Here is a 14,366-nt window from a genome sequence, read left to right on the forward strand (position 1 = left end):
GACCATGCGCGCATTCGTTACCGAACTTAATTTTCCTACTAGTCTGGCGCTGGCGCCGGATGGCCAGGTGTATGTGGCTGAATCGGGTTTGCCGTTTGATCATGCACCCAAAGGCGGGCGCGTATTGCGTGTCAACGAAGATGGCAGCGTTGCCGAGTTGCTCAAGGATTTGCGACAACCGGTGAATGGCCTGGTCTGGCATGACAACAGTCTCATCATCTCTGAAGGCGGTTTCCCCGGCCGCATCAGCCGCCTGGATCTGGCAACTGGCCAGCGCCATACCCTGCTTGATGATTTGCCCGGTTTTGGTAACTACCATACCAATATGGTGGCCATAGGACCCGATCATAAAATCTATTTCGGTCAGGGGGCCATGACCAATAGCGGTGTCATAGGTACAGATTCGAATGATCTTGCCTGGTTACGCGAAATCAAGCATGCGGCGGATATTCCCGGCTACGATATCCGCCTGAATGGACAGGTGGCAACCATCACCGATCTGGAAGGGAAGCAGGTGTCCACCAGCGCCTTTGCCCGCTATGGCCATGTGCATGCAGCAGATACCCGCATGGCTGCGCAATTGCCGTGTACTGCCAGCGTCATGCGTTGCAATCTGGATGGCAGTGACCTGGAACTAGTGGCCTGGGGTATACGCAATGCCTACGGCTTGCTGTTCTTGCCGGATGGCCGTTTGATCGCGACCGAGCAGGGTACCGATGTGCGCGGTGTACGTCCGGTGTGGAATTGCCCTGATTTCCTGTTTGAGATCAAACAGGGAGCCTGGTATGGCTGGCCAGATTACCAGGGAGGGAAACCCATCAGTTCGCCGGCTTATCGTAGCCCCGACGGTAAGGCGCAGGAATTTGTGCTGACCAATCATGCAGAATTGCCACCACCAGAATCGCCGCTGCTGGCATTTGATGTGAATGCCTGTGCCGTCAAGATGGCACTGATACCAGACAAGCTGTCGCATGCCGGTGATTTGCTGGTGGCGCAGTTTGGGGATGAACGTCCGATGACCGGGCCACCCGGCCCACGGGTAGGGCGCAATCTGGTACGGGTGAATACGCGTGACTGGAGCCTGCATACCATGCCGCAACTGCCGTGGTACCGCCCCATCGATGTGGCGTTTTCTGCCGATGCTGCCTTTGTCTATGTGGTGGACTTTGGTGATTTTGAATTTACTGCAAAAAAAGACATTATTGCGCGCGCCGGCAGTGGCGGCGTCTGGAAAATACCTGTTGATTTTATGGAGCTGAGATCATGAGCATGGTTTCTTTTGAAAAAGATATTGCCCCGCTGTTCAATCAATTTCGCGCCTCCATGATGTGGCGGCTTGACCTGACGGATTATGAACAGGTCAAGGCCAATGCCGCCATGGTCTTGACGCAGATTCAAGGTGGCATGCCACCACCACCATATCCGCCCCTGACCGCCGCACAGGTGGCCATGTTTCAGGCATGGATCAACCAGGGTTTTCCGAAATAGCTTATTTCCAATACAGGAAGAAAGAGAGACGCCATGAGTCTGAATGCACAATCCATTATCGGTACCTGGGAAATGGTAGAAGCCTGGGATATAGGCGATGATCCGAGTGACCCGACCAAGAAAACCTACCCCTGGGGTCATCCATCCGCTGGCTACTGGGTGTATGACAAAAGTGGACATTTCAGTCTGATGATTTCACAAAATCCGCCACTGGCGATACCGGCGGACCCCTTCAGCGGTGCGCCACAGCCAGCATGGCTGACACCGACCAAGCCATGGGATGTGCCGCATTCACTGCTGATCGACAGCTTTGCCACAGCCAGCCCCTACGCCTACTTTGGTACCTATACGGTGGAGATGGATAATAACCATCCGCATCTGGGCGGCACCATAGTCATGAATGTGTTTTCTGATGTCATGCGGGCTTACACTGCTACCGTGCAAAAACGTAGCTTCCTGTTCGACGGGCATGATTACCTGAATGTGGGCACGCCTGGTCAGTATCTGCGCCGTTTGAAACGGCTGACCTGAAGCTGTCCTGGCTGACCTGTCCTGCCCCGCCAATTCGGGGGGGCGCATGGCTGCACCCGGTCAGATTTTTTATTTCCCTTATCAGGGTAAAGTTGCCCTGACTTGAAATACATTGCCTTCTGGGTCATGGCCGTCGCAGATGCGGCAATGCTGGAATTCCCATTCACGTTCAGGCGCATCAATTTGCCCACCCAGGCGGGCTGCGGTTTGCCGTGCCTGGCTGATATCTGTAACGGGCAAGATCAATTTGATGGCGGTATCTCCCCTGCGTTCAGGCGGGGTTTTGATGTTAATGCTCTCGGCAATATGACGCGGTATGGCGTGTATCACTAACTGGAACTGGGCCAACGTAAGAATTGCATACGTGGCGTCGGCCTGGCTTACGTCACAATGCGTGATTTGAGCATAAAAATGACGTAGCCCGGTCAGATTCTTTGCATAAATGACTGCGCCTGGAATAGCTAGGGGTAAGCTGGACATAATGTACATAAATTACGCAAAACAGCCCCGGTTGCGTAAGTCCTAGTGAGGTGCCTGCGTGGGTTGAGATGCCGCAAAATGAGCGCAAATGATGGTCAAATTCTACATGAATAATTTTTTGTTACGAATGAACTTGTCAAGTCTTGGGGAGAATCTCACTTTGCAGTTTATAATTTCAGCTGTTACAACAATTTGATTGGCACTTTGTTACTGATATGGCAAACAATTCCCGGAACCAAGTCAGGCAAATGAAGTCTCATCGTCTATGAATCAGGTTTCCCAGCAAGCGTATCCAGGTTATCACCGGCATCAGTCAGGTCAATTACGGTCCATCGTATTGGCTGCACTCGTGCATATTCTTTTGATCGGCTTTCTGTGGATAGGCATACGCTGGCAAAACAAGGAAAGCACAGCGGTTGAGGCCGAAGTGTGGGATCTGACCACCCGTGAAGCGGCGCCCAAGCCTGTTATCCAGCCGGACCCACCACCGGTTGTCGAAAAACCCATAGAACCGGTTCCTGTGAAAGAAGAAGTCAGGCAGGAAGACCCGGAAATCGCAATCGCCCAGGAAAAAAAGCGCAAGTCGCTGGAAAAGAAAAAAGAAGAAGAACTGCAACGCGAACTGGCTGAGAAAAAACGCAAGGAAGAGCAACAGGAAAAACTGGCCGAGCAAAAGCGCAAGGCTGAAAAACTGGCGCTGGAAGATGCGGATAAAAAGAAACAGCAGGCCAAGGATAAGCTTGCCAGCGATAAATTGTTTAAAGAACAAATGCAGCGCATGACGAATCAGGCCGCCAATACGGGTAGCGGCGGCTCAGGTGTTGTTGCCAAATCGACAGGGAATAATCGCGGCGACCCCAGTTATATTGCAAAAATTGCTGCCAAGGTTCGTTCCAACACCAATTTCAGTGCAATTGACAGCACGGCCGGTAATCCTACAGTCGAATATCGTATTGACCTATTGCCAGATGGTTCACTCCGTGGTGCAATACGCAAACTTAAATCATCGGGGATACCCGGCTTTGATGAGGCGGTGGCAAAAGGCATAGAAAAGTCTGCACCTTTCCCCCGCGACAAGTCAGGCGAAGTACCTCCCAGCCTGGAGCTGGTCTATCGTATGAAGGAAGAATAAATACCAATGATGTCCATGTTGAAGAAAATTGCGGTCTCCGCTGTCCTGGCCGCAGTAGGTAGTTTGAGCGTTCTGGCACCTGTGCACGCACAGATCAGGGTTGAAGTGTCTGGCGTCGGTTCCAACCAGATCCCCATTGCCATTGCCGGTTTTACCGATGAAGCGCTGACACCCCAGCAGGTGACCAGTATCATCAGGGATGATCTTACCCGCAGTGGTTATTTCCGGCTGATTGATACCAATATCGTGCTGAATGAAAATTCCGTTATTAATTTTGGTGACTGGAAATCCAAAGGGGCCGATGCCCTGGTCGTGGGTAGCGTCCAAAGCCTGAGTGATGGGCGTTTTGATGTCCGCTATAAATTGTTTGATACCCTGAAATCGGCTGCCCTGGCTGGCTTTTCGGTATCCGCGCCACCGGGTAATATCCGCCTGACAGCCCATCGTATTGCCGACGATATTTATGAAAAACTGACGGGTGTGCGTGGTGTATTTTCAACCCGCATCGCCTATGTCACCAAGGCAGGCTCTGAATACCGTCTGGAAATCGCCGATGCCGATGGCGAAAGCACCAAGGTAGCCCTGCGTTCTGCCGAACCCATCATTTCACCTTCATGGTCACCAGATGGCACCAAGGTGGCCTATGTTTCTTTTGAATCACGCAAGCCCGTCATCTGGGTACAAAACCTGATTACTGGTGAGCGCTCCATCATTGCCAACTTTAAAGGCAGCAATTCTGCACCTTCCTGGTCGGCTGATGGCAGCAAACTGGCGGTGGCGCTGTCGCGTGACGGTCAGACCCAGATTTTTACCGTTAGTGCGAATGGCAGCAATCTGCAAAAGCTGACCAGCAGCTCCGGCATTGATACCGAGCCGCAATTTTCTGCTGATGGGCAGTCGATTTACTTCCTGAGTGACCGTAGTGGCGGCCCGCAGATTTATCGCATCAGCACGGCAGGTGGCGAAGCAAAAAGGGTGACTTTTAGCGGCACTTACAATATCACACCAAGAATATCCCCGGATGGCAAGACTTTGGCTTATATTTCACGTCGTGATGGCAAATTCCAGTTATATGTCATGGATTTGGCCAGTGGTCAGGAGCAACGATTGTCCGACACCACCAAAGACGAGTCACCGAGTTTTTCACCCAATGGCCGTTATATCATGTATGCCACAGAGTCAGGCCGTCGCGGCTCGCTCGCTGTGGTATCGGTAGATGGCAAGGTGAAGCAAAAATTGACGGTTCAGGCCGGAGATATTCGGGAGCCCACCTGGGGTCCTTTCATGAAATAAGCCGTATTTATTTCGGTGTTCATTTATTTAATCAGGAGAGAAAATGCGTTTCACATCCCAATCCAAGACTCTGGCCATGCTGATTTCCAGCATTGTTCTGATGACAGCCTGCGCTTCCAAAGTGCCGCTGGAAGAAAAAGCAAAAGTGGAAGATAAACCAGTTACCACTACCCAGAACAACCAGGCTGACCCGAATGCCGTCAAGACAGTGACAACGACAGTTGATCCGTTGACACAAGGTGCACTGGCAAAACGTAGCGTGTATTTTGACTACGATAGCTATACCGTCAAAGATGAATTCAAACCAGTTATCGAAGCGCATGCCAAGTTTTTGGTCGCCAATAAAAATCGTGGCATCCTGATTCAAGGTAATACCGATGAACGCGGCGGTCGTGAATACAATCTGGCACTCGGCCAAAAACGTGCTGAAGCAGTACGTAAAGCCCTGAGCCTGTTGGGTGTACCAGAAGCGCAAATCGAAGCCGTTTCTTTGGGCAAGGAAAAGCCAAAAGCAACTGGCAGCGACGAAGCTTCCTGGGCTGAAAACCGTCGTTCAGACATCCTCTACAAGTAATCTTCGTGCCTGAAGACCTGACAGCGTCCGGTCTTCATTTGCGTTCAACGCCGGATAGCTGCCTTAGCTGTTCCGGCGTGCTTCCATTTTTTTGCAGATCGCCATGAAACTCAATTCCATACGCACTTCTTTTATTGCAGCGGCTTTCGCCATTGCACTGGCACCTTCTGTCGCGTCAGCCGGCATTTTTGACGACGACGAAGCGCGCAAGGCCATACTGGATCTGCGCAACAAGGTCGATGCCGTGAGCAACAAGCTGGATTCCAAACTGGAAACCAAGGCAGACAAAAGCACGGCGCTTGAACTGGCGAATGAAAATGAACAGTTGCGGGCAGAAATTGCCAAACTGCGCGGACAAATTGAAGTGCTGAGCAATGACCTCGCCAATACCCAGCGCCGCCAGCAGGATTTTTATGTCGATCTGGACAACCGCGTACGCAAGCTTGAACCCAAGCGCACGACGGTGGATGGCAAGGAAGCGACTGTGGATCCCAACGAGCAGCGCTCCTTTGATGCTGCCATGACCCTGTTCAAGGGGGCAGATTATAAAAATGCAGCAAACGCATTTTCCAGTTTCCTGGTGAATTATCCGCAATCGGCGTATGCCGGTTCTGCCCAGTACTGGTTGGGTAATTCGTATTACACGCAACGTGATTTCCGCAATACCATTGCAGCCATGCAGCAACTGGTGAAGACCTATCCCGATCATCCAAAAGCACCGGAAGCCATGCTCAATATCGCATCTTGCCATATGGAGCTGAAAGAAAAAGCCGCCGCCAAGAAAGTGCTGGAAAGCCTGATTGCCCAGTATCCTGAGACAGAAGCCGCACAAGCCGCCAAGAATCGTTTGTCTGCCATGAAGTAGTCGCAACGGGCGATAATCTGCCAGCAGCGTTGACAGGGTACTGGGAACATACTATAATCTCGGTCTTCGGGTCGTTAGCTCAGCTGGTAGAGCAGCGGACTTTTAATCCGTTGGTCGCAGGTTCGAATCCCGCACGGCCTACCACGAATACCAAAGACTTAGGTCACATTACTAAGTCTTTATCTTTTTTAGCAGTTTTGGGTCGTTAGCTCAGCTGGTAGAGCAGCGGACTTTTAATCCGTTGGTCGCAGGTTCGAATCCCGCACGGCCTACCAAAATATAGTAGTACAGAACAGGGTTACCCGCTTCGGCGTGTAACCCTTTTTTGCGCCCATATATGAAAATATTCCCCAATTGGGGAATATTTTTTTGTCGCCGTTCCCCGAGTTGTATATCAATTTGGTTATTCTGCTACTTTAGCGTGATGCGACGATAGGAAAATATACGGCCAGATTGTCTATTTTTCTGTCAGAATTGCCGTCATTTTTCATGGCTACAAAGATAGATGGGACGCTGTCTACTAGACACATCTATGATGTTGTATTTGTCAGCAATATACATGCGTAACGTTGAGGGCTTTTTCTTTGACAAATCGGATGGAAGAAATAGAATTCTGGCAACATACAGATGCTGAACTAATACAGACTAATGATGTAACAGTGAATTTGTTTTATAAGACGTGTTGCCTATATTCTGACAAATTCACTATGAAATATGATACTTTGAGCACCAACCTAAGCAGAGAGAAATACTGAATGGACGACCACACAAAAAAAGGCTATAGCCTCATCAACCGCCGCAAAAATCAGTGGTCAAATGAAGAGGAAGTACGCCATGCGTGGATGAAGGGACTTGAAGAAGCATTACAAATGGATCTCGACGCGGAAAGAGCAAAGCGCGATTCCAGCTACAACAATGTCATTATTGAATTTAAAGCCCCTTCGCTCTTCAAGGGTAGCGAGAAGAGTCCAAAGTTTATCGAAGCAACTGAAGGCCGACTTTTAAAGTATATACAGCATCTCGCTGGAGTAGAAGGACTGGACGAGAAGGACTACATCGGTGTGGCCATAGATGGCGACCATATTTCGTTTGCACAGGTTCAGGATGGCAAGATCATCCACCAACCGCTTATACCGTTCTCGCCTATTTCCTTTCAAATGGTGGTGGATGCGCTCAAGGCGAATTTTCGTCGTGCTATTACTGCTGAGAACTTGGCCGAAGATTTCGGTCATGACTCACAGACTGGACGCGAGTTTATGCAGGAGTTATCTGATGCCCTTGCAGATGCTTTGAGTCCAACTGCTGGAAATCGAAAAATCAAAATGCTCTTCGAGGAATGGGTAGCACTTTACGGGCAGGCTGCCGACCTCAGTATTCAACAACGTAAAAAAATAAACGGTTCACTGGGTTTCGATTTTTCTGGCCAAGAAGAGATAGATCTCCCTGCAAAACTTTTCGTTACGCACAGCTTCCACTCATTGCTAATGAAATTGATTGCGGCCGAAATAGTTGCTGCTCATGGCATGGGTTCGAGTACATCACTCATACACGAGCTATTGGCCCTTGAAAAAGACGAGGCCATGATTGCAGCGCTTTTGGCTGACATTGAGAATGGAGGTTTTTTTAATGCCGTTGGCTTGCATGGCTTTGTCGAAGAGGCGATATTTAGTTGGTATTTGGACGCGACAAGCAAAAAATCAATTCGCGTGGCTTTGTGCCAAGCTATTCGCGTGCTCATGGCGCAACTCTCCGTTTACCGATTCGATACGATCAAGAAAACAGGCCGTTCACGCGACGTGCTACGCGATTTCTACCAAGATCTTGTGCCTGAAGAATTACGGAAAAGTCTTGGTGAATTCTATACGCCAGATTGGTTAGTCGAACATTCCGTTGCAAAACTGGGCTACGACAGCGAAAAATGGCTTGTCGCCCGCGTGCTTGATCCGACGTGCGGATCTGGATCATTTTTGTTAGAAGCCATAGAACAAAAACGTCGTGCTGCACGGGGAGCTAACTGGGACGCCACTCGTACATTGGAAATGCTCACAAGTACCGTATGGGGCTTCGATCTCAATCCTTTGGCCGTTCAGTCATCCCGCGTCAATTTCTTGATTGCGATTGCAGACCTGTTGCAGCAATGCAAAGGCAAAGATATCGAAATTCCGGTGCTGCTGGCCGATGCTGTTTATTCACCTGCGCCAAATCCAGATGGCGACCAGAAAGTCATCGAATACAGTATCGGAAGCGAAAAAGCAAACCTGAAAGTCATCTTACCTGCTGATCTAGCGAGAGACCGCATCCTACTCGACCAAGTGTTTCAACTCATGGGAACTGAAGTCGAGAACGATAGTGAATATTCGGTGGTAGCTGCAAAATTGGTGCGCGCATCAATCCTGACTGCAAACCAATCAGCAGAATGGGGCGAAAATCTGAAAATAACGTACGATCAGGTTCTTGATCTTCACCGCCAGAATTGGAACGGTATTTGGTTCCGAATCGTGCGCAATTTTTTCTGGTCGGCAACAGCAGGACAATTCGATGCAATCGTGGGAAATCCACCATGGGTACGATGGTCAAATCTCCCAGAGGCATATCGAAATCGAGCGAAACCAACATGCGAAAAATATGACATTTTTTCAGACACCAAATTCCATGGTGGTAATGAACTGGATATTTCAGCGATCATAACCTACACGACCGCTGACAAGTGGTTGATAGAAAATGGACGTTTGATTTTTGTGATTACCCAGACCGTATTTCAATCACCCTCGTCGCAAGGGTTTCGGCGCTTCCGTCTCAATGCGACAGATCGTCTCGTCCCTCTGTCCATTGATGATATGAAGGAATTGAAGCCATTTCCAGATGCGGCAAACAAAACCGCCATCGTGATGTTCACTAAGCAAGAAGGTGGTATTGCCAAATATCCGTTAGATTATCGCGTTTGGATGGGCAAGCAAAAAGTAGATCTTTCTGGCAAGCCGAAAATGGGTCGTGGTGGCAAAACACAGCGTTCGAAAGCAATACACCCACGGCTACATTTAGGTGATGTACTTGATATAGTGGATATTGTCAGAATGGAGGCAACCCCTGTTTCTGAAACGATGGAAGGAGCACCGTGGGCAATTATGAAGCCAGGGCATTTTGAAGCATGCAAAACACTCTTCGGGCCTTCTACTTGGGTAAATGGCAGAAAGGGAATTACAACCGATCTGAATGGTGTCTATTTCGTTGAAATCATTGACTCTAATGAGGCCGATGGCACTGTTAAGGTACGAACACGTCCACATGAAGGAAAAACCGAACTCGGAAATGCTCGTGATTTTTGGGTAGAGGCTGAGAGTTTATATCCACTTGCTAAAGGGGCAGGTGATCTGCATGCCTGTTATTTTCTCTCCGAAGATAATCTATACACGTTTGTCCCGAATAAAGGAATTAATAAAGCCGAACTTGAACTAGCCGCAGATACATTCAATACAAACACAAACCCGAAGACGTTTAAATTTTTTAAAGCCTACAAGTCATTCTTGGAATCTCGTTCCACCTATAAGACTAGAATGAAGAATGCACCTTTCTTTTCTATCTACAATGTGGGCGATTATACGTTCGCACCATACAAAGTTATTTGGGCAGAGATGACTGGTGATTTCAGTGCAGCGGTAATTTCAACTCATATGGTTCCAGCATTTGGAGCACGTACGTACGTGCCAGATCACAAACTGTATTTCGCTGACTTTGTAAAACCAGAACCAGCCTATTTTCTTTGTGGTTTACTGCATGCTGAGATAGTCAAAGAGATGATCGAAGCACACAATGTGTCCACCAATATGGGCGATATTTTCAAGCATGTTAGTTTGCCGAATTTCGATCAAAATAATATAGATCATATTGAACTAGGTAAGTTGGTGAAGCAGGCACACACCCAACATGATTCAACTAAAAGAGCCAAAATTGTCAGCAAAGTTCGCCTTGCAGCTGAAAAACTCATTCTGGCAGAAATAGCGCATCGAAGCTAAGAGATAGAAATCTCTCCAGTGGGGCATCGTTGTAAACGGGTTTTCTTTGACAACTCATGGAAACTATTGGCAACTTGGTTGTCTCCAATTTGCGTATTTTGGTTGCCAACTGGTTCCGATTCTTTGCTAACCTTGAACCTGTCAGGAAAAACCCTGAGGCATTCGGAAAGGTCTATATATGGCATTCAACGAGCGTCTTTGCTTACACTCAGTTTTCATTTGTTGATGTATGTTTTACGGAGGTTCTGAACACTCATCATGACGATACGGGCAACATGGCTATTGGAAAGTTGCGTCGGGTTAGTTTGCATAAAAAAAGGATGAAAAAGTAGATTGGCAACCATTGGTAACTATTGGTATCTTCTTTGAAAATTGGTTGCTAGTAACCAGTATATGCATGATGTGCAAGTTTGCAAATGAAGGTGTTACATGGATTTACCTTAAAACTGTGGGGAATATTTCGAGGTTGAAACTGAACACAAGGGGCAAGAAATAGGATAGAATACGTTTAAATATTCCCCACAGTTTTTATTTAAACCGTGGCTGGACGTGGTTTATATAGGGATAGCAGCGCGGACTTTTAATCCGTTGGTCGCAGGTTCGAATCCCGCACGGCCTACCAAAACAAAGGACTCAGGTGTCATACCTGAGTCCTTTTTTGTTTTCCTGCGCAGATATCTGTAATACTGAAGCAATGGCTGCGGTGTGAAGAGTGCTGCCCATCCATTAAAAATGTTGTTACATCATCGACAGCTTCAGTATCCACGTGCCATGATCGACAGATGGCGCAGGCTGTCGGGTTTTCTTGTGCGGGCTGTGGAATTATCATGCCCCTATGTGGGATGTATAAGAAGTATAAGATGCGAGTAGATCATCATGAAAAAGACAGGTAGTAAAGTGGCAGAAATGCAAGAGAAACAAGAGAAGCATGAAATACGTCCTGGTCAGTCTCTGGAATTGCTGAAAGAGCTGCATATACTGACACGTGACGGCAAGATGAATCAGGATAGCCGTCGCAAGCTCAAGCAGGTGTACCACCTGTATCAGTTCATTGAACCTTTGCTGCTGAAACTGCAGCAGGACCATGCAGACATCAGCCTGGTGGACCATGGTGCCGGCAAGTCTTACCTGGGTTTTATTTTGTATGACCTGTTTTTTAAATCGGCGCAGGCGCAAAGCAAGGCCAGGATTTATGGCATAGAGACCAGGGATGAACTGGTGCAGCGTTCGACCGAGTTGGCGCAAAGGCTGGATTTTCCTGGCATGTCTTTCCTGAATCTGTCGGTTGCCGATTCGATTAGCTCGGATGCCTTGCCTGAAAAAATTGATATTGTCACTGCCTTGCATGCCTGTGATACCGCAACCGATGATGCCATCCAGTTTGCGCTGAAGAAGAAGGCGCAGTTCATGGTGCTGGTGCCTTGTTGCCAGGCTGAAGTGGCGGCCGAACTGCGCAAGGACAAGGGCGAGGCAGTGCGGAATAATCCACTGTCGGAAATGTGGCGTCACCCTATCCATACGCGTGAATTTGGCAGCCAGATCACCAATGTGCTGCGTTGCCTGCAACTGGAAGCGCACGGTTACCAGGTCCGGGTCACGGAACTGGTAGGATGGGAACATTCCATGAAAAACGAATTGATCGTGGCTGAATATAAAAACCTGCCAGCAAGGCGACCAGCAGAGCGTCTGGCTGAAGTCTTGAAAACCACGGGCCTGGAAGCCATGGAAAGACGTTTCTTTGTGCATTAGTCTCTTATTGTGACATGTTGCAAGCTGGTCACCGTCAGGTCATAAAAAATGATTAATATCATTTATGTTTAATTCAGTTCAATCATCATTATCATCAATAAAGGATAGAAAACATGCTGGCCGCCGTTGATCTGGGTTCCAACAGTTTTCGCATGCACATCGCCCGACATGAAGGCGATGTCATTAAGGTCGTTAAAAGTGCACGCGACCCCATACGTCTTGCCGCTGGCCTGGATAAGAATGGCAACCTGACGCCAGAGGCGATGCAAAAAGCTATTTCCTGCCTGGCCCGTTTTCGTGAAATCCTGGATACCTATCCGGTAGAAAACCTGCGCGTCGTCGCTACCAATACTATACGCATCGCAAAAAATGCCGCGCAATTATTGCCGCTGGCAGAAGCAGCGATAGGCTGCCCCATCGAAGTGATTTCGGGCGAAGAAGAAGGCCGCCTGATCTACATGGGTGTCTCGAATGCAGTGGCGATTCCTGGTGAACGCCGGCTGGTGCTCGACATCGGTGGTGGTTCTACCGAGGTGATACTGGGGCATGGTCATGAGATACTCAAGGTGGAATCCTTCAGCATTGGTACGGTCAGGCATAGTACTAGTTTCTTCCCGGATGGACGCCTGACAGATGCGGCTTTTGAAGCGGCGATCTTGTCTGCCCGTTCGATGTTTGAAGATGCGGCACCACCTTACCAGCCTCAGCATTGGCGCAAAGCCTATGGGTCTTCCGGCACCATGCGGGCAATTTCAGATGCCATCAGCAAAGGTGGTCTGGGTGATGGCACACTGACGCTGAAAAACCTCAATCTGCTCAAGCAATATTGCGTACAGACCGGGCAAATAGCGCAACTGGAATTAAGCGGTATCAAACCTGAACGGGTAGCTATGGTGGTGGGTGGCCTGGCCATCCTGATAGGCTTGATGATGGAATTCAATATCGCTATCTTGCTGCCGGTAGAAGCCGGTCTGCGCATGGGGGTGATGTGGGATTTATACCTGCGTGCCACCAAGCGTGACCGTCGTGAGCTATCGGTGCAAACAGTGGCCAAGTTATTCCACAGCGATGTGTCGCGTGCCAACCGGGTGGCGGATATGGCGAAGTCGCTCTACCAGCAATTGAAACCTGCGTCGGAAACCTATGCGCGCCTGTTGCAATGGAGTGCGATACTGCATGAGGTCGGCATGGTGATATCGCATACCGGCTATCACAAGCATGGCGCTTACATGATAGAAAATGCCGATATGGCAGGTTTTACCACGCGTGAACAAAGGGTGATGAGCAAGCTGATCCTGAGTCAGAAAGGCAATCTGCGCAAGATCGGTGATGGCCTGGCAGACGTAGATTTTGCCAAGGCAGTATTGGCCCTGCGACTGTCGGTCATGCTCATGCATTCACGTGCAGAGATTGATTTTGAAGATGTGCGTCTGAAAATGAAGGGCAGGGTTGAACTGGAAATGAAACGCGACTGGGTCAGTGTTCACCCAACAGTGGCTTACTGGTTGCAAAAAGAAATTGAAGCCTGGCGTGAGATCGGGATAGATTTCCTGGTCAGGGCGAATGTGTAAATTTTTTCGTCAGCCATACTGGCAATTCCTTGCCCTGTGATTTTGTCCGGGCAAGGATGCCATTGTGTCAAAGCCATATCAAATGCTGTCACATGCTATCAAATGCTATCAAATGCAATCGGCCACCATCAGTGACCTGAATACGCGTCCCAATAATTTGCCGGATTGATCATAGGCTTCAAATAATACCGTGCCGCCAAACTTGTTTGGTTTCCCGCCCAGCAGGTCATAAAAGTGGATCTTGCTGACTGCTTCTAACGGGAATGAAATGATAGGCCGGTTTCCCAAATACGGGTTGTGTTGCAATTTGTAGATATGGATAAGCGAGACTTCCGCCTCATTGAGTTTGCCATGGGCTGCTGAATTCGGATCGGTGTCATAGTCAAGATCGCTGGATACAGCATACACTTTCATCCTGATGTCTTGATTGACTGCCTTGCCATCAATTTTCCCTGCCAGTGCTCCATCGGTCAATTTGTCGATTTGTATTTCAAACTGATGCTTGCCATTACCAAAGTCGGGAAAACTGGCATGGCATTTTAAAACTTCTTCCGCACTCGCAAGATTGACCAGCAAGGCGCTTGCGATAGCAAAAATATACTTGAATGTGTTCATCATGCCTACTCCACATTGGAAATGTCAGGCTCAGGATGACATAGTCTGCGTGCGG

12 protein-coding genes and 2 tRNA genes are annotated in these 14,366 nt (G+C 48.8%); 12 read left to right on the forward strand and 2 right to left on the reverse strand.

The features are described from left to right. The first annotated feature begins 4 nt into the window (after positions 1–4). The 3 genes from ACO0K9_RS14740 to ACO0K9_RS14750 are packed head-to-tail and all read left to right on the forward strand — an operon-like array spanning position 5 to position 2,019. Positions 5–1,267: a PQQ-dependent sugar dehydrogenase gene (locus ACO0K9_RS14740; RefSeq protein WP_422986158.1), complete on the forward strand. Its 1,263-nt coding sequence runs from the start codon at positions 5–7 to the stop codon at positions 1,265–1,267. Next, a complete protein-coding gene (locus ACO0K9_RS14745; protein ID WP_422986160.1) occupies positions 1,264–1,488 on the forward strand; it encodes a hypothetical protein in 225 nt (74 codons plus the stop codon). Before ACO0K9_RS14740 ends, ACO0K9_RS14745 begins: the two co-directional genes overlap by 4 nt. A 33-nt stretch (positions 1,489–1,521) precedes the next feature. Beyond that, a complete protein-coding gene (locus ACO0K9_RS14750) occupies positions 1,522–2,019 on the forward strand; it encodes a lipocalin-like domain-containing protein (protein ID WP_422986162.1) in 498 nt (165 codons plus the stop codon). A gap of 81 nt (positions 2,020–2,100) precedes the next feature. Here the strand turns inward: ACO0K9_RS14750 and ACO0K9_RS14755 are convergent, their stop codons facing one another. Further along, positions 2,101–2,499 carry a VOC family protein gene (locus ACO0K9_RS14755; protein WP_422986164.1) on the reverse strand — a complete coding sequence of 133 codons (399 nt, stop codon included), beginning with the start codon at positions 2,497–2,499 and terminating at the stop codon, positions 2,101–2,103. 265 nt (positions 2,500–2,764) lie between these two features. On the opposite strand from ACO0K9_RS14755, the gene ACO0K9_RS14760 reads away from it, so the two are divergent. The 9 genes from ACO0K9_RS14760 (at position 2,765) to ACO0K9_RS14800 (ending at position 13,696) form a co-directional block, all read left to right on the forward strand. Next, the gene (locus ACO0K9_RS14760; RefSeq protein ID WP_422986166.1) at positions 2,765–3,631 is read left to right on the forward strand and encodes a TonB C-terminal domain-containing protein; all 867 of its coding nucleotides are present in this window, start codon (positions 2,765–2,767) and stop codon (positions 3,629–3,631) included. A 6-nt stretch (positions 3,632–3,637) separates the two neighbouring features. Beyond that, positions 3,638–4,924: a Tol-Pal system beta propeller repeat protein TolB gene (gene tolB, locus ACO0K9_RS14765; RefSeq protein ID WP_422986168.1), complete on the forward strand. Its 1,287-nt coding sequence runs from the start codon at positions 3,638–3,640 to the stop codon at positions 4,922–4,924. Positions 4,925–4,967: 43 nt separating this feature from the next. Next, on the forward strand, positions 4,968–5,498 hold the full coding sequence (pal, locus tag ACO0K9_RS14770) for a peptidoglycan-associated lipoprotein Pal (RefSeq protein ID WP_422986170.1): 531 nt from the start codon (positions 4,968–4,970) through the stop codon (positions 5,496–5,498). A gap of 103 nt (positions 5,499–5,601) precedes the next feature. Continuing rightward, positions 5,602–6,363: a tol-pal system protein YbgF gene (gene ybgF / locus ACO0K9_RS14775; protein ID WP_422986172.1), complete on the forward strand. Its 762-nt coding sequence runs from the start codon at positions 5,602–5,604 to the stop codon at positions 6,361–6,363. A 68-nt stretch (positions 6,364–6,431) separates the two neighbouring features. Next, positions 6,432–6,507 (forward strand) — tRNA-Lys (locus ACO0K9_RS14780). A gap of 55 nt (positions 6,508–6,562) precedes the next feature. Further along, positions 6,563–6,638, forward strand: a tRNA-Lys gene (locus tag ACO0K9_RS14785). Between the two features lie 480 nt (positions 6,639–7,118). Continuing rightward, positions 7,119–10,376: an Eco57I restriction-modification methylase domain-containing protein gene (locus ACO0K9_RS14790; protein WP_422986174.1), complete on the forward strand. Its 3,258-nt coding sequence runs from the start codon at positions 7,119–7,121 to the stop codon at positions 10,374–10,376. Positions 10,377–11,252: 876 nt separating this feature from the next. Further along, positions 11,253–12,125 (forward strand): class I SAM-dependent methyltransferase, encoded by an 873-nt coding sequence (locus tag ACO0K9_RS14795; protein ID WP_422986176.1) that lies wholly within the window; start codon positions 11,253–11,255, stop codon positions 12,123–12,125. A 113-nt stretch (positions 12,126–12,238) separates the two neighbouring features. Next, complete coding sequence (locus tag ACO0K9_RS14800) at positions 12,239–13,696, forward strand: Ppx/GppA family phosphatase (protein ID WP_422986178.1); 1,458 nt, start codon at positions 12,239–12,241, stop codon at positions 13,694–13,696. A gap of 108 nt (positions 13,697–13,804) precedes the next feature. Here ACO0K9_RS14800 and ACO0K9_RS14805 read toward each other — a convergent pair whose 3' ends face one another. Further along, positions 13,805–14,311, reverse strand: coding sequence for a hypothetical protein (locus ACO0K9_RS14805; RefSeq protein ID WP_422986180.1), 507 nt, complete (start codon positions 14,309–14,311; stop codon positions 13,805–13,807). Positions 14,312–14,366 lie beyond the last annotated feature (55 nt).

The organism is Undibacterium sp. Ji50W (genome assembly GCF_049340445.1).
Lineage (GTDB): Bacteria > Pseudomonadota > Gammaproteobacteria > Burkholderiales > Burkholderiaceae_D > Undibacterium.